This window comes from Christiangramia pacifica, from assembly GCF_057221535.1.
The window spans coordinates 22,501-43,756 of sequence record NZ_CM170146.1 but is presented as its reverse complement, the minus strand read 5'-3'; the positions used below and the strand labels follow the sequence as shown (position 1 = coordinate 43,756).

Below are 21,256 nucleotides of genomic sequence, written 5' to 3'. Positions count from 1 at the left end.
TCAGTTAAAAAGTTTCTTCTTTCTTAATTCGAAATTCTGACCTAAATAAACTTTTCTAACCATTTCGTCTTCGGCAAGTTCTTCCGGGATTCCGTGTTTCAGGATACTACCTTCAAACATCAGGTAAGTTCTATCAGTAATCGCAAGAGTTTCCTGAACGTTATGATCGGTAATCAAAATACCAATATTCTTGTCTTTTAATTGCGCTACGATACGCTGGATATCTTCCACCGCAACCGGGTCAACTCCTGCAAAAGGTTCATCAAGAAGAATAAAATTCGGGTCTGTAGCCAAAGCGCGAGCGATCTCTGTTCTTCTACGTTCTCCACCACTCAAAAGATCTCCACGGTTCTTTCTTATATGTCCCAGACCAAATTCTTCGATCAGGGATTCCATTTTCATTTCCCTTTCTTTCTTCGAAAGTTTGGTGAGCTCCAGAACGCTCATAATATTATCTTCAATACTCAATTTTCTAAAAACCGAAGCTTCTTGCGCTAGGTAACCAATTCCGTATTGGGCTCTTTTATACATCGGGAATTTGGTGATATTCTGTTTATCCAGAATAATATCCCCACTATTAGGCTTGATCAAACCAACGATCATATAGAAAGATGTGGTTTTACCTGCCCCATTTGGGCCAAGTAATCCCACAATCTCTCCCTGATTTACTTCTACTGAAATGCCTTTAACAACATCTCTTCCTTTATATGTCTTGACAAGTTTTTCAGCACGTAACTTCATATCCTAATTTTGTATTCCTGATAGCGCAGAAATTATTCCGAATTTACTGTTTGTTTTCTTCTAATGCTTCCCAGTATTCAAAAGCTCTTCTCAAATGAGGAATAACGATTGTTCCACCAATTAAAGTTCCTATGCTAAGAGTTTCCATGATTTCTTCACGAGTAATTCCTTCCTTATGGCTGGATTCTAAATGGTATTTAACACAATCATCGCATCTTAAAACTGTAGAAGCTACAAGTCCTAAAAGCTCTTTTGTTTTTTTATCCAGCGCTCCTTCTGTAAAGGCATTGGTATCGAGGTTAAAAATCCTTTTAAGAACTTTATTATTCTCAGATAGGATCTTATCATTCATTTTGGCGCGGTACGAATTGAATTCGTCAACCTTATCGATCATAGCTTAATTTTTTAATTTTTCTTCTTCTTTTTTATACATGAACTTGGAAATAACAATACTTACTTCGTACAAGATCAAAACGGGTATAGCAACAATAATCTGGCTAACAATATCTGGCGGAGTGATCACTGCCGAAAGTACCAGAACAATAACCAAAGCATATTTCCTATACGTCTTTAGGAACTGAGGTGTTACCACTCCCACTTTTGTAAGGAAGTATATTACTATGGGTAATTCAAAGATCAGTCCGCTGGCAAGAACTGAAGCTCTTACTAGGCTTATATAACTGCTCAAATCGAAGTCATTGAAAACCGTATCACTTACCTGGTATTTCCCGAGGAAATTTATAGATAAAGGAGTTACCACGTAGTAACCGAATAAAACTCCTAGGAAAAACAAAAATGACGTTACAAAGATAAATCCTTTGGCATGTCGTCTCTCGTTGCTATGCATAGCCGGAGCAACAAATTTCCAGAATTCATAAATTATATATGGAAACGCAATAATAAATCCTGCTGTTATGGAAGTCCAAACGTGGGCTGAAAACTGCCCACCCATTGTTCTACTCTGAATTCGGAAAGGCATTTCCGGATCACAGAAACCACCGTCTATTCCAAATACGCCCGATAAATGGCATAAAACCTTATAAGAGAAAAAATCTCCGTGCGCAGGGCCAAATAACAGAACATCGAAGATGAAACTTTTTAAAACAAAAGCAATACCACCGGCAATTACTACAGCAAGTACAGATCTTATTAAATGCCATCTCAATTCTTCCAGATGGTCTAAAAAAGACATTTCATTTTCTGGTTCTTCCTGGGGGGCTATTCTATCCATTATAATATTCCTTCTCTAATTAAATTATGTAAATGTACCACACCTGCATATCTTCCGTTCTCCACCGCCAGTAATTGTGATATTTTATTTTTTTCCAATACATCTAAAGCTTCTACCGCGAGCGTATCCTGTTCAATAGTCTTCGGGTTTTCGCTCATAATATCTTTTGCTTTTAATCCCTTTATTTCCTGGTGATCTTTCAGCATTCGTCGAATATCTCCGTCTGTAATAATACCTACGATTTTATCATTTTCCAAAACTGCGGTTACACCAAGCATTTTTTCTGAAATTTCAATAATGGCATTCGCCACCTCTGTTTCCGGAGAAACCTGCGGAATCATATTTTGTGCGGTAATATCGCTAACTCTTAGATATAGTTTTTTTCCGAGAGATCCACCCGGATGGTATTTTGCAAAATCTTTACTGCTAAACCCTTTCAGATTGAGCAAACAAACAGCCAAAGCATCTCCAATAACCATTTGTGCAGTAGTACTGGTTGTAGGAGCAAGATTATTCGGACAGGCTTCTTTTTCAATATATGAGTTCAGAACATAATCTGCCTCTTTTCCTAAAAATGATTCGGGATTGCCTGTCAATGCTATAAGGGTATTATTGAAATTCTTGATAAGCGGAACAAGAACCTGAATTTCGGGGCTATTACCACTCTTAGAAATGCAAATTACGATATCATTTTCCTGTACAATTCCAAGGTCCCCATGAATAGCATCTGCGGCGTGCATGAAGATGGAAGGTGTTCCGGTAGAATTTAAAGTAGCCACTATTTTGTTAGCGATAATGGCGCTTTTACCTATTCCGGTTACTACCACACGACCTTCAGATCTATAAATGATCTCTACCGCTTTGGTGAATTCTTCATCGATGAAATTTTCTAGGTTGGCAATTGCTTCTGCTTCGTTTGAAATGGTTTCTTTTGCAGTGGAAATGATTTGATCGCTAAGTTTCAAATTAGATTAAATTAAGAATTGCAAGTACTAAAGAAATATGTATATTTAGTAATGCAAATGTATGTAAAATTGTAACACAATTGAATGGGTTTGACCGAAATTGATTTACACAAAGAACTGAAGAGGTACTTTGGATTTAGTCAGTTTAAGGGACTTCAGGAAGAAGTTATTACCAGCATCGTGAACGGAAACGACACTTTCGTGGTAATGCCAACTGGCGGAGGTAAATCACTATGTTACCAGCTCCCTGCGCTAATAACCGACGGTACTGCTATTGTAGTGTCGCCCCTTATAGCCTTAATGAAAAATCAGGTAGATGCAATACGTAGTATCTCCTCTGAGCATGGCGTAGCTCATGTCCTTAACTCCTCTTTGAATAAAACTGAAGTTAGCCAGGTAAAATCAGATATCAAAAACGGTATCTGTAAGCTGCTTTATGTAGCTCCTGAATCTCTTACCAAAGAGGATTATGTCGACTTTTTAAAGGGTCAGACAATTTCATTTCTTGCAGTTGATGAAGCCCACTGTATCAGTGAGTGGGGACACGATTTTAGACCTGAGTACAGAAATTTACGACACATTCTGAAAAGGATAGGAGATAATATTCCTGTTATTGGTCTAACAGCTACGGCGACTCCAAAGGTTCAGGAAGATATTTTGAAAAATCTGGGTATTACCGGGGCTAAAACATTCAAGGCAAGTTTTAACAGGCCGAATTTATATTACGAGGTTCGCCCGAAAACTAAAAATATTGAAGCAGACATAACCCGGTTTGTCAAGCAAAACGATGGGAAATCTGGAATTATATACTGCTTGAGCAGGAAAAAGGTGGAGGAGTTAGCCCAAACCCTTCAGGTAAATGGTATAAAAGCTGTTCCTTATCACGCAGGTCTTGATGCAAAGACCAGGTCTAAACATCAGGATATGTTTTTGATGGAAGATATAGACGTGGTAGTCGCAACAATCGCCTTTGGAATGGGAATCGATAAGCCGGACGTTAGATTTGTGATCCATCACGATATTCCTAAAAGTATTGAAAGTTACTACCAGGAAACTGGACGTGCCGGTAGAGATGGGGGAGAAGGTCATTGTCTTGCTTTTTATTCCTATAAGGACATCGAAAAACTGGAAAAATTCATGAGTGGAAAACCTGTTGCTGAACAGGAAATTGGCCATGCATTGCTTCAGGAAGTAGTTGCTTACGCTGAAACTTCCGTTTCAAGAAGAAAGTTCATTCTGCATTATTTTGGGGAAGAGTTTGATTCAGAAACCGGTGAAGGAGCGAGCATGGATGATAATGTTCGAAATCCTAAGAAACAACACGAAGCAAAGGATGATCTGGAATTATTGCTGAAAACAGTAAAAGAGACCAACGAGCTATACAAATCCAAGGAAGTCGTAAAAACTCTGATTGGGAAGTCGAATGCCATTATACTTTCTCATAAGACTGATGAACATCCGCTTTTTGGGAAAGGATCACATCAGGATTCCAATTACTGGATGGCTCTTACCCGACAGGCTTTGGTAGCAGGCTATTTGAAGAAAGATATTGAGACGTATGGAGTTGTTAAGCTTACTGAAAAAGGAAATGAATATTTGAAGAAACCTGTCTCATTTATGATGACAGAAGATCATATTTATAATGCTGCAACTGAAGAAGCGGTAAATAAGGCTGATAAAGGCGCAGCATCAGTAGATGCCCAGCTGGTTAAAATGCTGAAAGAACTGAGAAAAAAAGTGGCCAAGAAGAAAGATCTTCCGCCATTTGTGATATTTCAGGATCCATCGCTGGAGGATATGGCTTTAAAGTACCCAGTGAATATTGAGGAATTAAGCAATATTCACGGTGTAGGAGAAGGAAAAGCCAAGAAGTATGGAAAAGATTTCGTAGAGCTTATCGAAAGATATGTTGAAGAGAATGACATTGTAAGGCCCGATGATTTTGTTGTGAAATCTACTGGTGCAAACAGTGGTCTTAAACTTTATATTATTCAGAGTGTGGATAGAAAATTGCCATTGCCTGATATTGCTTCAGCAAAGGGCATGGAAATGCCTGAATTCATTAAAGAAATGGAAGCGATCGTCTATAGCGGTACCAAATTAAATATTGATTATTACCTGGATGATATTCTGGATGAAGATCAACAAGAAGAGATACATGAGTACTTCCTGGAAGCAGAAACCGACAAGATAGATGAAGCGATGGAAGAATTTGACGGTGATTATGATGATGAAGAACTCAGGTTATACCGTATCAAATTTATAAGTCAGGTTGCTAATTAAGCATAAAAAAACCCGGAAATTCCGGGTTTTTCTTTTTATTCTTATTTAATTAAAGAGTATAAGAAACACTAAGTATCCATTGTGATGGTCTTGAATCTATCTGGAAGCCAGAATCTGTAGCTATATCTCCACCTTGTGCAAAGTTATCCTGGAATGAACCCTCGTGTCTTAAATCAAAACCAAGTCGGCCCAGATCAAGGCCTAAACCTAACTGATAGCCAACGGTAATATCTTTTTCCACCTTATCAATATCAAGGTTTGCACCTTCTATTTTATTGTCCAGAATATATTGAAATGAAGGTCCCGCTTTTATATTCAATGGTCCAAGCACATTTATTCCTACCAATACCGGAGCGTCGATTTTACTTAATTTATAGTCGAAAGCTGAGTATTCTGTATTTAATTCGGTATACATTAGTTCAGGTTGGATGAATATTCCCAATAATTCAAATTGAGCAAAAAGACCAGCATGAAATCCTGTTTTATCTTCTCCATCTTCAAATGATGAGGCAAAGTCTCCTGTAACCTGGCTGAAAGATTCATATTCCCCGGTGGCCCCGTAGTTAAGACCACCTTTAATCCCAAAACTCGCACTTTGAGCGAATATTCCGCCGCTAGTTAAAATTAGTGCCAGTATTAATAGCTTTTTCATATTTTTCTTTTTTAAGTTCAGCTAATATAACGCTGTTTAACGAATGTTTATTTTCATTAAATAAAAAAAGCCTTTCAGTTTTTAAGCTGAAAGGCATTTAATTATTGATTTCTAGAATCTTATTTTCTTTTGATAACTTTTTCGCTGGCCTTTACAATGGCTGCTGCATTCAAACCATATTTTTCCATCAACTGGGCAGGAGTTCCACTTTCACCGAAGGTATCTTTGGTTGCAACGAATTCCTGTGGAGTTGGATGATTCTCTGCTAAAGTTCTAGCAACGCTTTCTCCTAAACCACCCAAAAAGTTATGCTCTTCGGCAGTTACCACACATCCCGTTTTTTTAGCGGAAGAAATTATAGCTTCCTCGTCCAGAGGTTTTATTGTATGGATATCGATAACTTCAGCACTAATTCCTTTTTCATTCAATTCAACAGCTGCCTGAATTGCTTCCCAAACCAAATGACCGGTTGCAATGATCGTTACATCAGTCCCTTCATATAGCTTTACTGCTTTTCCAATCTCGAATTTCTGATCTTCCGGAGTAAAATTGGCAACCTTCGGTCTTCCAAATCTTAAATAAACCGGTCCTTCATGTTCAGCGATAGCCAGAGTTGCCGCTTTAGTCTGATTGTAGTCGCAAGTATTGATCACGGTCATACCAGGCAGCATTTTCATCAATCCCAGGTCTTCCAGGATCTGGTGAGTTGCTCCATCTTCACCTAAAGTCACTCCGGCATGAGATGCGCATATCTTCACATTTTTACCCGAATAGGCTACACTCTGGCGAATCTGGTCGTAAACCCTTCCGGTAGAAAAGTTCGCGAAAGTACCGGTAAATGGAATTTTTCCACCTATGGTCATTCCGGCAGCCATTCCAATCATATTGGCTTCAGCAATTCCAACCTGGAAAAAACGTTCTGGATGATTTTCCTTGAACTCATCCATTTTCAGAGAGCCGGTAAGATCGGCACATAAGGCAACCACGTTTTCATTGGTTTTTCCAAGTTCAGTTAAACCTGCTCCAAACCCTGAACGTGTGTCTTTACTTCCTGTATTTTTATATTCTTTCATGGTCTATAATTTTTTGATATTAATGAATTTCCAGGGTTAATAATCTCCCAGTGTTTCCGGATTTTGAGACAATCCTTTTTCCAGCTGCTCGTCGTTCGGCGCTTTTCCATGCCATGCATGCGTATGCATCATGAAATCTACACCATTGCCCATCACAGTATTCATTAATATACAAACTGGTTGGCCTTTTCCAGTTCGTGTTTTTGCTTCTTTTAGACCATCAATAACCTGCTGAATGTCATTTCCATCTTCAATTTCCAGAACATCCCATCCAAATGCTTCAAATTTTGCTTTCAGATTTCCAAGCGGAAGTACATTTTCAGTGCTACCGTCAATCTGCTGACCGTTAAGATCTATGGTAGAGATGATGTTATCTACTTTATTTCCGGCTGCGTACATGACCGCTTCCCAGTTCTGGCCTTCCTGTAACTCACCGTCACCATGAAGTGAATAAACGAGGTGATCATCATTATTCAGCTTTTTAGTCTGAGCCGCACCAAGAGCAACGCTCATTCCCTGTCCAAGCGATCCCGAAGCTATCCTGATCCCAGGAAGCCCTTCATGGGTGGTTGGATGTCCCTGAAGACGGGAATCTATAAGTCTGAATGTATTAAGTTCATCTACCGGAAAATATCCGCTACGGGCAAGCACACTGTAATAAACAGGAGAAATGTGACCGTTAGAAAGGAAGAACAGGTCTTCACCTTTTCCGTCCATATCGAAATCTGTACTATAATCCATAACCTCCTGATAAAGCGCGGTGAAAAATTCAGTACAGCCCAAAGATCCTCCCGGGTGACCGGAATTCACCTTATGAACCTGCCTTAGAATGTCCCGGCGAACCTGGGTAGCAAAATCTTGTAATTCGTTGATGTCTGGCATTTTAAATTGTGTTGTTTTATTGCCGCAAAAATAACTTTTTAATAGGCTTTGACAAAGCAACAAGGCTGCAGTTATTAACTTTTTATTGAAAATACTAACAGCCTTAGTTTTCAAATCTACTTCAATTTGATATTTACTTGAGTATCTTTGCACCGATTAAACTGAACTATGGATTTTGAACTTTTAACTACCGATCCCGGTAGTAGAGCACGTGCAGGTAAAATAACTACAGATCATGGAGTAATTGAAACTCCTATTTTTATGCCGGTTGGAACGGTGGCTTCCGTAAAAGGAGTGCACCAGAGAGAATTAAAAGATGATATCAATCCTGATATCATATTGGGAAATACCTATCATCTTTATTTAAGACCTCAAACCGAGATTCTGAAGAAAGCCGGCGGACTTCATAAATTCATGAATTGGGAAAGGAATATTCTAACAGATAGCGGTGGTTACCAGGTTTATTCATTATCTGCAAGAAGAAAGATCAAAGAAGAAGGCGTAAAGTTCAAGTCGCATATTGATGGCTCCTATCATACGTTCACTCCTGAAAATGTCATGGAAATTCAAAGAGCCATTGGAGCAGATATCATCATGGCTTTTGATGAGTGTACGCCATACCCTTGCGATTATAATTATGCGAAAAGATCGATGCATATGACGCATCGCTGGCTGGACAGATGTATCAATCACTTGGCTAAGACTCCGGAAATTTATGATTACAGGCAAACTCTTTTTCCAATTGTTCAGGGAAGTACTTATAAAGACTTAAGAAAACAGTCAGCGGAATATATCGCGAATGCGGGAGCAGAAGGAAATGCGATCGGCGGACTTTCAGTAGGAGAACCGGCGGAAGAAATGTATGCGATGACTGATGTAGTTACAGAAATACTTCCGGAAGATAAGCCAAGATACCTTATGGGAGTTGGTACGCCCATTAATATTCTAGAGAATATAGCGCTCGGAATTGATATGTTTGATTGTGTGATGCCTACCAGAAATGGAAGAAACGGAATGTTATTTACTTCCCACGGTACTATCAATATTAAAAATAAAAAGTGGGAAGATGATTTTTCTCCTATAGATCCGGAAGGTGTGAGTTTTGTAGATTCTCAGTATTCTAAGGCATACGTTCGGCATTTATTCAGCGTTAATGAAATGCTTGGCAGACAAATTGCTAGTATTCATAACCTGAGCTTTTATCTTTGGTTGGTGAGAGAGGCTAGAAAACATATCTTAGCCGGAGATTTCCCTTCATGGAAAGATAAAATGGTAAAACAAATGGACAAACGTTTATAAATCCGGAATTTGAAAATTCTAGACTGGTACATACTTAAACGATACCTCGGAACCTTCACGATGATGCTGGTTCTTTTCATACCTATAGGAATTACGGTAAATCTAGCTGAAAAGATCGATAAGATCCTTGAAAATGAAGTTCCGTTTATTGAAGTTGCCAATTATTACCTCGATTTCACCATTTATTTCGCGAACCTATTATTCCCGATATTTCTCTTTCTCTCAGTAATCTGGTTCACCTCCAAGCTGGCGATGAATACAGAAATTGTAGCTTTTCTTAGTAGTGGAGTATCTTTTTACCGGTTTTTAAGGCCATATTTAATTGGTGCAAGTATCGTGTGCGTTGGAGCTTTGATCCTGGCCATGTATTTGGCTCCACAGGCGAGTAAAGGATTTAATGAGTTCAAATATCAGTATCTCAAACGCGGGGAACAGGTCCAGGAGACAAGCGATGTTTACAGGCAGATCAATGATAACGAATATATCTACGCAAGTCACTTCCAACCGAAAAGTAAATCTGCCAGGAACTTTACACTGGAACATTTTGAAGGAAACCAATTAAAGTTTAAGATTAGCGCTGCAAGTCTTAAATATAATAAAGAAGACAGCCTTTACGAGTTAAACAGAGTGGATAAAAGGATTATTGGAAAAGAAGAAGATAGCATCATGTTCTATAGAACGTTGGATACCATTCTTCCTTTTGAATTTGATGAATTGACTCCTGAATCTTATATCGCTGAAACTTTAAATTATACTGAATTAAACGAATTCATAGAGAAAGAAAGACGTCGTGGTTCGGGTAATATTAACAGGTATCTCGTGGTTGCCTACAAACGTTGGAGTATCCCTATTTCAGCATTCATTTTGACCATTATCGCTGTAGCGGTGGCTTCCTTTAAAAGAAGGGGAGGAATGGGAGTGAACCTGGCCGTTGGTATTACGCTAGCTTTCATTTTCATCTTTTTCGACAAGGTTTTTGGTACCATGGCTGAGCAATCTACTTTTTCACCACTTATCGCCGTTTGGTTTCCTAATATTGTATTTGGAGTACTTGCGGTTGTGCTTTTATTCCGCGCGAAACGTTAATAGGCAAAATCCTTTAAAATTTAAACTTTATCGGGGAAATCTATCCTTTCAAAGTTGTTATATTTGTAAGCTATTAAAAAATAATTACCATAAACAATATGGAGTATTTAGATTTTGAACAACCAATCAAAGAGCTTGAAGAACAGTATTCTAAGGCATGTAATATTGGTGAAGAAAGCGAGGTTGACGTAACTGCTACCTGCAAGCAGATCGAGAAGAAGTTAATAGAAAAGAAGAAGGAGATCTATAAGAATTTAACTCCTTGGCAGCGTGTTCAACTTTCAAGACACCCAAACAGGCCATATACTTTAGACTACATAAATGCGATTTGTGGAGATACTTTTCTGGAATTGCATGGTGATAGAAATGTAAAGGATGATAAAGCAATGATTGGTGGTCTTGGAAAGATCGGCGATCAGAGTTTTATGTTCGTTGGTCAGCAAAAAGGATATAATACAAAGACTAGGCAGTATAGAAATTTTGGGATGGCAAATCCTGAAGGTTATAGAAAGGCGTTAAGACTTATGAAATCTGCGGAAAAGTTTGGTGTGCCTGTTGTATGTTTCGTAGATACTCCGGGAGCATATCCAGGCTTGGAAGCTGAAGAACGCGGACAGGGAGAGGCCATTGCCCGAAATATACTTGAAATGACAAGGCTAAAAGTGCCGATCTTTGTAGTGATCATTGGTGAAGGAGCCAGTGGAGGAGCATTGGGTATTGGCGTTGGTGATAAGGTAATGATGCTTGAGAATACCTGGTATTCTGTGATCTCTCCGGAATCTTGTTCTTCAATTTTATGGAGAAGCTGGGAATACAAGGAAAGAGCTGCAGAAGCGCTTAAACTTACCGCTACAGATATGAAAAAACAGAAGTTGATAGATGAGATCGTAAAAGAGCCTCTTGGTGGTGCACATGCAAACAGAGAAGAGATCTTCAATACGGTAAAATCTTCGATTTCCAAAGCTTATTCTGAATTCAAAAACTTATCACCAGAAGAATTGGTGGAAAAGAGAATGGACAAATATTTAGACATGGGAGTCTTTAAAGGATAAGCTCTTTATTTATACAACATCGTTAGAAAATCCGGGAAGAAAATTCCGGATTTTTTTATCTTATTAACAGAAAAATATACTTATCAACAGGTAGATTGTTGATTACCTGTTAAGTAACTAAGGTCGATTTTATTAAGATTGTCTTAACAAATTAATTATTTTCGTTTTATGGAAAAAATCACCTCCCCCCAGAATATTACCTACAAAAAATCTAATGTAGTTAGTTTAGAAAAAGGAAAAGTTCCGCCGCAAGCCGTTGATTTAGAAGAGGTTGTGCTGGGAGCTATGATGATTGACAAGAAGGGTGTAGATGAAATTATCGATATTTTAATTCCGGAAGCTTTTTATAAAAACAGTCATAAGCTTATATATGATGCGATCAAAAAATTATTTGATGCTTCTGAGGCAATTGACTTATTAACCGTTTCTAATCAATTAAAGAAAGAAAAGGTTTTTGATAAAGTTGGAGGGGATTATTATTTGATCCAGCTTACCCAAAAAGTTTCAAGTTCAGCTCACATCGAGTTCCACGCGAGGATCATCCTTCAGAAATATATTCAGAGAAGTTTGATCAAGATCTCCAATGAAATTATTGAGGAAGCTTTTGATGAAGGAACAGATGTTTTTGATCTTTTGGATTCAGCAGAATCAAAACTTTATGAAGTAACCCAGGGAAATATTAAACGTTCTACTGAGACTGCGCAAAGTTTAGTGATCCAGGCGAAAAAGAAGATCCAGGAAATTTCGAATAAAGAGGGGCTTAGTGGAGTTCCTTCAGGTTTTGATAAACTTGATGAGCTAACTTCTGGCTGGCAACCTTCAGATTTGATTATCGTGGCGGCCCGTCCTGGTATGGGTAAAACCGCCCTAACCTTATCTATGGCGCGAAATATAGCGGTAGATCAGGGAATCCCGGTGGCCTTCTTCTCTCTGGAGATGTCCTCGGTACAGTTGATTACCCGTTTGATATCTTCAGAAACAGGTCTTTCTTCGGAAAAGCTTAGAACCGGAAAGTTAGAACAACACGAATGGGAACAGTTGAACGTGAAAGTAAAAGATCTTGAAAAAGCACCATTGTTTATTGATGATACTCCTTCACTATCAATTTTTGATCTAAGAGCAAAGGCTCGAAGACTCGCTTCACAACATGGAATTAGAATGATCGTGATCGATTATCTTCAGTTAATGACAGCCGGTGGATCGCAAAAGGGTGGAAATAGAGAGCAGGAGATTTCTACAATCTCACGTAACCTTAAAGCCTTGGCAAAGGAATTAAATGTACCTGTTATTGCACTTTCCCAGTTATCCCGTGCCGTTGAGACACGTGGTGGAAGTAAACGACCTCTGCTATCTGACCTTAGGGAATCTGGAGCAATTGAGCAGGATGCAGATATTGTATCGTTTATTTATCGTCCGGAATATTATAAGATCGAAGAGTGGGATGATGAAGAAAGAACTCCAACTGCAGGTCAAGGGGAATTCATAGTAGCAAAGCACCGTAATGGTGGATTGGAAAATATCAGGCTTAAATTTATTGGGGAACTCGGTAAATTTGATAATTTAGAAGACTTTAATTTCCCATCAGAAATTCCTTCAAGTATGAACAGTGGAGATTCTGATAGCGATTTTGGGAATTTTAATCTGCCTAACCCAAGTGCCGATGAGGCTTTTGGAAGCTCAATGAATAGCGATGATGACGATAATGACGTTCCATTCTAATGATATTAAACTGATCAAATTTCAGGAAACGTCCGTAATTAGAAATATTAAAAGCAGCAAAGTGTTTAAAACCATTTTGCTGCTTTCGTTTTTTATACTGACCAGTTTTCAAATGTTAGCGTCCAAATTATTAATTCCAATGGATGCGGATTCCCAGGGAAACCATTTAAAAGCTTACGGAATTATATATTATTCCCTGGAAAATCAACTTTCGGTTAATTGGTTGCTAAATTATCGCGGAGGTTCTTTTTTGGTTACAGATTCGGAAAACCTTAGAAAAGAATGCCAGATCCGGGGAGTTGATTTTGAAGTTTTGAGTGATGATCTTTCAAATTCTATCTTGGAAGAAATTAGTAGTCCTTCAAAAAACATGGAATCTGTAGTTCTGGAAAAGGCACCGAAAATTGCGGTATACAGTCCAACAGGAAATAAACCCTGGGATGATGCCGTGACCATGGCGCTCACATACGCAGAGATACCTTATAAAACGATCTACGATGAAGAAGTGCTGAATGATGCTTTATTGCTATATGACTGGTTACATTTACATCACGAGGACTTTACCGGTCAGTACGGAAAATTTTATAGAGCCTTTAGAACTACTCCCTGGTATATTGAAGAGAAAAAGGAAGCTGAAGAACTGGCTAAAAAACTGGGCTATTCAAAGGTTTCTGAAGAAAAGTTAGCCGTGGCAGTTAAGATCAGAGATTATGTAATCGGTGGCGGATTTATGTTCGCAATGTGTAGTGCTACAGATAGCTTTGATATCGCACTTGCGGCTGAAGGAGTAGATATTGCTGAAGCGATGTTTGATGGTGATCCCAGCGAGCCGGGCTATCAGTCCAAGATCAATTTTGAAAATACATTTGCGTTTACAGATTTTGAACTGGAGCGAAGCCCTATGGTTTATGAGTTTTCGAGTATTGATATGACTGAGAAAAGACAGATCCAAAAGGAAAGTGATTATTTTACCCTGATGGATTATTCAGCAAAATGGGACGTAGTGCCAACAATGCTAACACAAAACCATACCAGGTTGGTTAAAGGTTTTATGGGACAGACTACAAGCTATGATCCAAATACGGTGAAACCCGGTGTTTTGATTATGGGAGAAAGTAAATTGAACGGAGAAGCGAGATATATCCATGGTGTTAAAGGAAAAGGATTTTTTACTTTCTATGGCGGTCACGATCCTGAAGATTACCAGCATAGGGTAGGGGATCCAAAAACAGAATTGGAGCTTCATCCTAATTCTCCGGGTTACCGACTTATATTGAACAATGTACTTTTCCCAGCCGCAAAGAAAAAAGAACAAAAAACATGACAGAATTTTATCAAACCGAAATACGACTCAGACCTCGATCAAGAGGTTTTCATTTGATAACTGACGAGATTGTAGACCAGTTTACTGAAATAGAAGATATAGATATTGGTTTTTTACAAATATTTATAAAACATACATCAGCGGGATTAGCTATCAACGAAAACGCTGATCCTACGGTAAGAGAAGATTTTAGAAGTCATTTTGATGAAATGGTTCCGGAAAATCAATCTTATTATAAACATACTACTGAAGGCTCAGACGATATGCCTGCGCACATCAAATCATCATTGACGGGAACTTCACTTCAAATCCCTATCACTGACGGTAAATTGAATTTGGGAACCTGGCAGGGAATTTACTTATGCGAACATAGAGACCGTGGTGGATCGAGAAAATTAGTATTGACAGCTTTTGGAGAAGGTTAAAAACAAAAAATCCTGCCAATCGGCAGGATTTTTCTATAAGAGAGTATAATCGTTTATTTTACTTTTTCTACAATTGCTTTAAAAGCCTCTGGGTTATTCATCGCCAGGTCGGCAAGAACTTTACGGTTCAATCCTATATCACTGGTTTTAAGTTTCCCCATAAATTGAGAATAAGATAATCCTTCTTGTCTGGCTGCAGCATTAATACGCATAATCCATAAAGAACGGAAGTTACGTTTCTTAGCTTTACGGTCTCTGTATGCATAGAGCATTGCTTTATCCACCGCATTTTTAGCAACAGTCCAAACGTTTTTACGACGTCCGAAATATCCTTTTGCTTGCTTTAAAACTTTTTTTCTACGTGCCCTTTTGGCAACTGAGTTTACTGATCTTGGCATATTTTACATTTTTTTGTAGCAGGCGCTCGATTAACGATACTTTTAAAATCTTTCAATTTTGCCCAACTCCATGGTTAAATAAATTAATTAAACCTCAAGAGCTTCAAATTACTTTAAACGTAATTGAAGTTTGACATTGTCCTTATCTGCATCATGTACCAAAGTACTGTGCGTTAAGGCTAGCTTACGTTTTTTAGACTTCTTTGTTAAGATATGACTCTTAAACGCGTGCTTTCTTTTGATTTTACCAGTTCCGGTAAGCTTAAAACGCTTCTTGGCACTGGATTTTGTTTTCATCTTAGGCATTGCTGTCCTTTTTTATAATTAACTCTCTTATTTTCTTTATTTCGATTTCTTAGTCGGAGATAAGAACATAGTCATTCTTTTTCCTTCTAATTTCGGCATTTGTTCTACTTTACCGTATTCCTCAAGATCTTGAGCCAGTCTTAAAAGTAGGATCTCTCCTTTGTCCTTAAAGACGATAGAACGTCCCTTAAAAAATACGAAAGCCTTTAGCTTTGCACCGTCTTTCAAGAATTTCTCAGCATTACGTTTTTTAAATTCGTAATCATGGTCATCTGTATTCGGACCAAAACGAATTTCTTTTACCACAACCTTACTGGCCTTGGCTTTCATGGCCTTCTCACGTTTCTTCTGCTCATAAAGAAATTTCTTGTAATCCATGGCTTTTACAACCGGTGGTTTTGCGTCTGGAGAAATCTCCACAAGATCAAGTCCTAATTCCTGAGCTATGGAAAGGGCTTTCTTGGTTGGATATACATCCATTTCCACGTTGTCACCTACCAGGCGTACTTCGTCTGCTTTAATCTTCTCGTTGATTCGGTGTTGTTCTTCTTTTTGACGTCCGAATCTGTTCGGTTTTCTTCTACGTATTGCTATGGCTTAAAATTTAAATTAAACTTCAGTTTTAAAAGGCTTTAAGGTACTACTGATTTCTGTATTAATCAAATTAGCGAAATCCTCAATTTTCATAGTTCCTAAATCACCTTCACTATGTTTACGAACAGAAATCGTACCATCTTTGGCTTCCTGCTCCCCAACAATCAACATGTAAGGGTATTTGTTAACTTCTGCTTCCCTTATTTTTTTTCCGATCGTCTCGCTCCTGTTGTCAACAAGGGCGCGAATTTCGTTATTTTCAAGCAAAGTTAAAACTTTTTGTGAGTATTTTTCATATTTCTCACTGAGTGAGAGAATAATAGCCTGCTCCGGCATTAGCCAAAGAGGAAAGTTCCCTCCAGTATGCTCAAGTAAAATAGCTACAAATCTTTCCATGCTTCCAAAAGGTGCGCGATGGATCATGACCGGACGGTGTGACTCATTGTCACTTCCTTTATATGTCAGGTCAAAACGTTCCGGTAAATTATAATCTACTTGGATGGTTCCCAATTGCCAGCTTCTACCTAAGGCATCCTTTACCATGAAATCCAGCTTCGGTCCATAAAAAGCAGCTTCACCTGTTTCCACCACGTAATTCAGGCCTTTTTCTTTCGCTGCGGTTAGGATGGCGTTTTCAGCTTTTTCCCAAACGTCATCAGAACCTATATATTTTTCTTTATTATCAGGATCTCTTAATGAAACCTGAGCCGTGAAATTTTCAAAACCTAAAGAAGAGAATACATATAAGGTAAGGTCGATCACTTTTTTAAATTCATCATCCAATTGTTCTGGAGTACAGAAAATATGCGCATCATCCTGAGTAAATCCGCGAACTCTTGTCAATCCATGTAATTCACCACTTTGTTCATATCTGTATACAGTTCCGAATTCAGCAAATCTCTTTGGTAAATCTCTATAACTCCAAGAAGAGGCATTGTACATTTCGCAGTGGTGAGGGCAATTCATTGGTTTTAGCATGAATTCCTCTCCTTCGTTTGGAGTAGAAATGGGCTGAAAGCTGTCTTCACCATATTTAGCGTAATGTCCAGAGGTAACATATAATTCCTTACTTCCAATATGTGGACTTACCACCATTTCATAACCAGCTTTCTTCTGCGCTTTTTTCAGAAAGTTTTCCAATCTCTCTCTTAAAGCAGCCCCTTTTGGTAACCATAATGGAAGGCCTTGACCTACTTTTTGTGAAAAAGTGAATAGTTCTAATTCTTTTCCAAGTTTTCTGTGGTCCCTTTTCTTGGCTTCTTCTAATAGTTCAAGATATTCTTTCAATTCCTTTTGCTTCGGAAATGAAATTCCGTAAACCCTGGTCAACTGCGGATTGTTCTCATCTCCTCTCCAGTAAGCTCCGGCCACGCTCATCAGCTTTATGGCTTTGATAATTCCTGTATTCGGAATATGCCCACCACGACAAAGATCAGTAAAGGTATCATGGTCACAAAAAGTGATATCTCCATCCTGAAGATTCTCAATAAGTTCTACCTTAAACTGATTGTTTTCCTTTTTGTAAAAATCAAGAGCTTCCTGCTTGGAAACCTCTCTCATCTCGAAATCATGTTTTCCTCTTGCAATTTCAGTCATTCGATCTTCAATTTTCTTGAAATCGTTTTCTGAAATCTTATGCTCACCAAAGTCTACATCATAATAGAATCCGCGTTCAATAGCTGGTCCAATAGTTAATTTAGCGCCTGGATAAAGATCCTGAATTGCTTGCGCCATTACGTGAGATGTTGAGTGCCAAAATGCTTTTTTACCTTCCTCGTCGTTCCATGTATATAGAATAAGATTACCGTCGGTAGTTAAAGCCGTGGATGTTTCTACAGTTTCATCATTGAATTTAGCTGAAATTACATTTCGAGCTAAACCTTCACTTATACTTTTGGCGACCTGCATTGGAGTAGTGCCGCTTTCAAACTCTTTAATACTTCCGTCTGGCAGAGTAATCTTGATCATTATTTACATTTTTTACGAAGGCACAAAGATAAGGTGTTGAGTTTGGTTGCGCAATACATATATGTATATAGGTAGTAATATAAAATAGTGCCTATATAATAAGGTATTGATGGTGTCTTTATAGTTTGAAATTTATTTTTCTTGGAAAGCGCTGATGAGCAAACAATTATATTTTAATTTTGAAATCTTCTCAAAAAACCTTGAATTTATTTTGGTTGTAATGAAAAAAGGGGTGTATATTTGCAGCCGCTTTGAGAGCAAGGCGAAGTTCACTGAAAGTACTGAGAGTAGGGCTTACCACGTAAAAAGGGGTTAAAAAAATAAATAAATTTTTTTAGGTTTTAATTTGGTTGGTGAGTAAAACTCGTTTTATATTTGCATCCGCTTTGGAAACGAAGTGAAGTTCAAATAGAGGATGATTTGGGAGTAAGCAATTGAGGGATTGCGCTTTGAAAAGAAATCAAAAATTTTTATTAAAAAGTTTTGGTTAGAAAAGAAAAAGCGTTGTATATTTGCACCCGCTTTGCGAGCGAGCAAACGTTCAGAGATACAGACTGAGAATGAATTAAAACGGCCGGATGGGGCATGATTAGAGAGGTTCGAATCCTTGGGTTTTAACTAAGACAGATTGGGAGACCGATCGAAGTTCATTGATATATTGAATTGACAACAATAATAAAATAGCGATGTTTTATTATAGTGTATAAGAATTAAGACTAGAAGAAGTCATACTGAGCAATTTCTTTAGTAGTTGTTGAATATATATAAGATTTAACGATGAAGAGTTTGATCCTGGCTCAGGATGAACGCTAGCGGCAGGCCTAACACATGCAAGTCGAACGGTAACATAGAAAAGCTTGCTTTTCTGATGACGAGTGGCGCACGGGTGCGTAACGCGTATACAATCTGCCTTTAAGCGGGGAATAGCCCATGGAAACGTGGATTAATACCCCATAGTATATAGCCACCTCCTGGTGATTATATTAAACATTTATGGCTTAAAGATGAGTATGCGTCCTATTAGTTAGTTGGTAAGGTAACGGCTTACCAAGACCGCGATAGGTAGGGGTCCTGAGAGGGAGATCCCCCACACTGGTACTGAGACACGGACCAGACTCCTACGGGAGGCAGCAGTGAGGAATATTGGACAATGGAGGCAACTCTGATCCAGCCATGCCGCGTGCAGGAAGACTGCCCTATGGGTTGTAAACTGCTTTTACAGAGGAAGAAACCTCCCCACGTGTGGGGAGCTGACGGTACTCTGCGAATAAGGATCGGCTAACTCCGTGCCAGCAGCCGCGGTAATACGGAGGATCCAAGCGTTATCCGGAATCATTGGGTTTAAAGGGTCCGTAGGCGGGATAATAAGTCAGTGGTGAAAGTCTGCAGCTCAACTGTAGAATTGCCATTGATACTGTTGTTCTTGAATCATTATGAAGTGGTTGGAATGAGTAGTGTAGCGGTGAAATGCATAGATATTACTCAGAACACCTATTGCGAAGGCAGATCACTAATAATGTATTGACGCTGATGGACGAAAGCGTAGGTAGCGAACAGGATTAGATACCCTGGTAGTCTACGCCGTAAACGATGGTTACTAGCTGTCCGGCCTAATTGAGGGCTGGGTGGTTAAGCGAAAGTGATAAGTAACCCACCTGGGGAGTACGTTCGCAAGAATGAAACTCAAAGGAATTGACGGGGGCCCGCACAAGCGGTGGAGCATGTGGTTTAATTCGATGATACGCGAGGAACCTTACCAGGGCTTAAATGCAGTCTGACAGGTCTGGAAACAGACCCTTCTTCGGACAGATTGCAAGGTGCTGCATGGTTGTCGTCAGCTCGTGCCGTGAGGTGTCAGGTTAAGTCCTATAACGAGCGCAACCCCTGTGGTTAGTTGCCAGCGAGTAATGTCGGGAACTCTAGCCAGACTGCCGGTGCAAACCGCGAGGAAGGTGGGGATGACGTCAAATCATCACGGCCCTTACGTCCTGGGCCACACACGTGCTACAATGGTAGGGACAGAGGGCAGCTACCCCGCGAGGGGATGCGAATCTTCAAACCCTATCACAGTTCGGATCGCAGTCTGCAACTCGACTGCGTGAAGCTGGAATCGCTAGTAATCGCATATCAGCCATGATGCGGTGAATACGTTCCCGGGCCTTGTACACACCGCCCGTCAAGCCATGGAAGCCGGGGGTACCTGAAGTCGGTCACCGCAAGGAGCCGCCTAGGGTAAGACTGGTAACTGGGGCTAAGTCGTAACAAGGTAGCCGTACCGGAAGGTGCGGCTGGAACACCTCCTTTCTAGAGCGATGCATTCACTAGAATGCTAGCGACAATTAGTAAGGGAAGTTTAGCATGGCCTTCGGGTCTTGATTCTTATGTCAATTTGATTATATGGACAGTCTCATAGCTCAGCTGGTTAGAGCGCTACACTGATAATGTAGAGGTCGGCAGTTCGAGTCTGCCTGAGACTACTTGAGAGAGTAAGCCATCAGGTTTAACGAGAAGTTCATTTGAAATTAGGAAATTTTAGAGGTTGAGTAGCCGTTATAAGTACTGTTAACTGATAACTGGTTAGCGCGATACTAAAATAATGGGGGATTAGCTCAGCTGGCTAGAGCGCCTGCCTTGCACGCAGGAGGTCATCGGTTCGACTCCGATATTCTCCACAAGGCGATGCCTTGAGATGTAAATCTTAAGTGATTCGCCGCGAAGGAGCGCTGATAATTTAATTATCGGTGGCGATTCGCCACGTTCATTGACATATTGAGAAACAAAGAATACGAGAACACTATTAGATAGAAATATTTAATAAAGTAATACATTATAATACTTCTAACTGAGTAATCAGTTAGATTAGAGCATTAAGCAAAACGCATACAAGCTAGATAAGGGCGTATGGGGAATGCCTAGGCTCTCAGAGGCGAAGAAGGACGTGATAAGCTGCGAAAAGTCGTGGGGATTGGCACATACAAATTGATCCGCGAATATCCGAATGGGGCAACCCACTACATTGAAGGTGTAGTATCCGCAAGGAGGCGAACCCGGAGAACTGAAACATCTAAGTACCCGGAGGAAGAGAAAACAATAGTGATTGCGCTAGTAGCGGCGAGCGAACGCGCAGTAGCCCAAACCAATGAGTTTACGGACTTATTGGGGTTGTAGGACTGCAACATTGTTTGTATCAGGAATTAGAACAGGTTGGAAAGCCTGGCCATAGACGGTGACAGCCCGGTATAAGTAAGTTGATATAAA

The 21,256-nt window shown here is 39.4% G+C and carries 18 protein-coding genes, 2 tRNA genes and 2 rRNA genes (1 of these 22 cut by a window edge); 11 read left to right on the top strand and 11 right to left on the bottom strand.

Translation table 11 applies throughout. The features are described 5' to 3' along the window. From lptB to AC2S94_RS00195, 4 genes are read right to left on the bottom strand one after another with little or no spacing between them, the layout of a single operon-like run. Window positions 1-741, bottom strand: a complete 741-nt coding sequence (lptB, locus tag AC2S94_RS00210) for an LPS export ABC transporter ATP-binding protein (RefSeq protein WP_484629505.1) — start codon at window positions 739-741, stop codon at window positions 1-3. A 43-nt stretch (window positions 742-784) separates the two neighbouring features. Continuing rightward, complete coding sequence (locus AC2S94_RS00205; protein ID WP_484629504.1) at window positions 785-1,135, bottom strand: carboxymuconolactone decarboxylase family protein; 351 nt, start codon at window positions 1,133-1,135, stop codon at window positions 785-787. A 3-nt stretch (window positions 1,136-1,138) separates the two neighbouring features. Beyond that, window positions 1,139-1,972, bottom strand: a complete 834-nt coding sequence (gene tatC, locus AC2S94_RS00200) for a twin-arginine translocase subunit TatC (protein WP_484629503.1) — start codon at window positions 1,970-1,972, stop codon at window positions 1,139-1,141. Continuing rightward, entirely contained in the window at window positions 1,972-2,937 is a 966-nt protein-coding gene (locus tag AC2S94_RS00195) for a KpsF/GutQ family sugar-phosphate isomerase (RefSeq protein ID WP_484629502.1), read from the bottom strand. Before AC2S94_RS00195 ends, tatC begins: the two co-directional genes overlap by 1 nt. 84 nt (window positions 2,938-3,021) lie before the next feature. Between AC2S94_RS00195 and AC2S94_RS00190 the strand changes: the two genes are divergently transcribed. Beyond that, window positions 3,022-5,220, top strand: coding sequence for a RecQ family ATP-dependent DNA helicase (locus AC2S94_RS00190; RefSeq protein WP_484629501.1), 2,199 nt, complete (start codon window positions 3,022-3,024; stop codon window positions 5,218-5,220). 49 nt (window positions 5,221-5,269) lie between these two features. Here the strand turns inward: AC2S94_RS00190 and AC2S94_RS00185 are convergent, their stop codons facing one another. The 3 genes from AC2S94_RS00185 to AC2S94_RS00175 all read right to left on the bottom strand — a co-directional run bounded on the left by AC2S94_RS00185 (window position 5,270) and on the right by AC2S94_RS00175 (window position 7,887). Beyond that, window positions 5,270-5,872 (bottom strand): outer membrane beta-barrel protein, encoded by a 603-nt coding sequence (locus AC2S94_RS00185; protein ID WP_484629500.1) that lies wholly within the window; start codon window positions 5,870-5,872, stop codon window positions 5,270-5,272. A 119-nt stretch (window positions 5,873-5,991) separates the two neighbouring features. Next, window positions 5,992-6,945, bottom strand: a complete 954-nt coding sequence (locus AC2S94_RS00180; RefSeq protein ID WP_484629499.1) for a transketolase family protein — start codon at window positions 6,943-6,945, stop codon at window positions 5,992-5,994. 36 nt (window positions 6,946-6,981) lie between these two features. Then, on the bottom strand, window positions 6,982-7,887 hold the full coding sequence (locus AC2S94_RS00175; RefSeq protein ID WP_484630878.1) for a transketolase: 906 nt from the start codon (window positions 7,885-7,887) through the stop codon (window positions 6,982-6,984). 108 nt (window positions 7,888-7,995) lie between these two features. On the opposite strand from AC2S94_RS00175, the gene tgt reads away from it, so the two are divergent. From tgt to AC2S94_RS00145, 6 genes are all read left to right on the top strand, one after another. Beyond that, the gene (gene tgt / locus AC2S94_RS00170; protein ID WP_484629498.1) at window positions 7,996-9,126 is read left to right on the top strand and encodes a tRNA guanosine(34) transglycosylase Tgt; all 1,131 of its coding nucleotides are present in this window, start codon (window positions 7,996-7,998) and stop codon (window positions 9,124-9,126) included. Window positions 9,127-9,135: 9 nt separating this feature from the next. After that, window positions 9,136-10,212, top strand: coding sequence for an LptF/LptG family permease (locus AC2S94_RS00165; RefSeq protein WP_484629497.1), 1,077 nt, complete (start codon window positions 9,136-9,138; stop codon window positions 10,210-10,212). Between the two features lie 98 nt (window positions 10,213-10,310). Further along, window positions 10,311-11,264, top strand: coding sequence for an acetyl-CoA carboxylase carboxyltransferase subunit alpha (locus tag AC2S94_RS00160; protein ID WP_484629496.1), 954 nt, complete (start codon window positions 10,311-10,313; stop codon window positions 11,262-11,264). 168 nt (window positions 11,265-11,432) lie between these two features. Beyond that, window positions 11,433-12,983, top strand: coding sequence for a replicative DNA helicase (gene dnaB / locus AC2S94_RS00155; RefSeq protein ID WP_484629495.1), 1,551 nt, complete (start codon window positions 11,433-11,435; stop codon window positions 12,981-12,983). Between the two features lie 112 nt (window positions 12,984-13,095). Continuing rightward, on the top strand, window positions 13,096-14,307 hold the full coding sequence (locus AC2S94_RS00150) for an asparagine synthetase B (RefSeq protein ID WP_484629494.1): 1,212 nt from the start codon (window positions 13,096-13,098) through the stop codon (window positions 14,305-14,307). Continuing rightward, entirely contained in the window at window positions 14,304-14,732 is a 429-nt protein-coding gene (locus AC2S94_RS00145) for a secondary thiamine-phosphate synthase enzyme YjbQ (protein WP_484629493.1), read from the top strand. The genes AC2S94_RS00150 and AC2S94_RS00145 overlap by 4 nt, the downstream gene beginning before the upstream one ends. A gap of 53 nt (window positions 14,733-14,785) precedes the next feature. Here AC2S94_RS00145 and rplT read toward each other — a convergent pair whose 3' ends face one another. The 4 genes from rplT to thrS all read right to left on the bottom strand — a co-directional run bounded on the left by rplT (window position 14,786) and on the right by thrS (window position 17,998). Then, the gene (gene rplT / locus AC2S94_RS00140) at window positions 14,786-15,130 is read right to left on the bottom strand and encodes a 50S ribosomal protein L20 (RefSeq protein ID WP_300438439.1); all 345 of its coding nucleotides are present in this window, start codon (window positions 15,128-15,130) and stop codon (window positions 14,786-14,788) included. A gap of 108 nt (window positions 15,131-15,238) precedes the next feature. After that, on the bottom strand, window positions 15,239-15,436 hold the full coding sequence (rpmI, locus tag AC2S94_RS00135; RefSeq protein ID WP_011708523.1) for a 50S ribosomal protein L35: 198 nt from the start codon (window positions 15,434-15,436) through the stop codon (window positions 15,239-15,241). Between the two features lie 36 nt (window positions 15,437-15,472). Further along, window positions 15,473-16,024, bottom strand: a complete 552-nt coding sequence (gene infC, locus AC2S94_RS00130) for a translation initiation factor IF-3 (protein WP_484630877.1) — start codon at window positions 16,022-16,024, stop codon at window positions 15,473-15,475. 21 nt (window positions 16,025-16,045) lie between these two features. Beyond that, window positions 16,046-17,998 (bottom strand): threonine--tRNA ligase, encoded by a 1,953-nt coding sequence (gene thrS / locus AC2S94_RS00125; RefSeq protein WP_484629492.1) that lies wholly within the window; start codon window positions 17,996-17,998, stop codon window positions 16,046-16,048. Window positions 17,999-18,772: 774 nt separating this feature from the next. Here thrS and AC2S94_RS00120 point away from each other — a divergent pair. The 4 genes from AC2S94_RS00120 to AC2S94_RS00105 all read left to right on the top strand — a co-directional run. Next, window positions 18,773-20,302 (top strand): 16S ribosomal RNA (locus tag AC2S94_RS00120). 99 nt (window positions 20,303-20,401) lie between these two features. Then, a tRNA-Ile gene (locus tag AC2S94_RS00115) sits at window positions 20,402-20,475 on the top strand. Between the two features lie 121 nt (window positions 20,476-20,596). Next, window positions 20,597-20,670 (top strand) — tRNA-Ala (locus AC2S94_RS00110). Between the two features lie 207 nt (window positions 20,671-20,877). Further along, window positions 20,878-21,256: ribosomal RNA gene (locus tag AC2S94_RS00105) — 23S ribosomal RNA — on the top strand; it runs 2,453 nt beyond the window's last position. Together the 16S and 23S rRNA genes with 2 tRNA genes alongside form the textbook arrangement of a ribosomal RNA operon.

Bases quoted from the DNA above. Each gene is read 5' to 3' on its own strand.
- lptB (WP_484629505.1), bottom strand. From the start codon at position 741: ATGAAGTTACGTGCTGAAAAACTTGTCAAGACATATAAAGGAAGAGAT.
- AC2S94_RS00205 (WP_484629504.1), bottom strand. From the start codon at position 1,135: ATGATCGATAAGGTTGACGAATTCAATTCGTACCGCGCCAAAATGAAT.
- tatC (WP_484629503.1), bottom strand. From the start codon at position 1,972: ATGGATAGAATAGCCCCCCAGGAAGAACCAGAAAATGAAATGTCTTTT.
- AC2S94_RS00190 (WP_484629501.1), top strand. From the start codon at position 3,022: ATGGGTTTGACCGAAATTGATTTACACAAAGAACTGAAGAGGTACTTT.
- AC2S94_RS00185 (WP_484629500.1), bottom strand. From the start codon at position 5,872: ATGAAAAAGCTATTAATACTGGCACTAATTTTAACTAGCGGCGGAATA.
- AC2S94_RS00180 (WP_484629499.1), bottom strand. From the start codon at position 6,945: ATGAAAGAATATAAAAATACAGGAAGTAAAGACACACGTTCAGGGTTT.
- tgt (WP_484629498.1), top strand. From the start codon at position 7,996: ATGGATTTTGAACTTTTAACTACCGATCCCGGTAGTAGAGCACGTGCA.
- AC2S94_RS00160 (WP_484629496.1), top strand. From the start codon at position 10,311: ATGGAGTATTTAGATTTTGAACAACCAATCAAAGAGCTTGAAGAACAG.
- dnaB (WP_484629495.1), top strand. From the start codon at position 11,433: ATGGAAAAAATCACCTCCCCCCAGAATATTACCTACAAAAAATCTAAT.
- AC2S94_RS00150 (WP_484629494.1), top strand. From the start codon at position 13,096: ATGTTAGCGTCCAAATTATTAATTCCAATGGATGCGGATTCCCAGGGA.
- AC2S94_RS00145 (WP_484629493.1), top strand. From the start codon at position 14,304: ATGACAGAATTTTATCAAACCGAAATACGACTCAGACCTCGATCAAGA.
- rplT (WP_300438439.1), bottom strand. From the start codon at position 15,130: ATGCCAAGATCAGTAAACTCAGTTGCCAAAAGGGCACGTAGAAAAAAA.
- rpmI (WP_011708523.1), bottom strand. From the start codon at position 15,436: ATGCCTAAGATGAAAACAAAATCCAGTGCCAAGAAGCGTTTTAAGCTT.
- thrS (WP_484629492.1), bottom strand. From the start codon at position 17,998: ATGATCAAGATTACTCTGCCAGACGGAAGTATTAAAGAGTTTGAAAGC.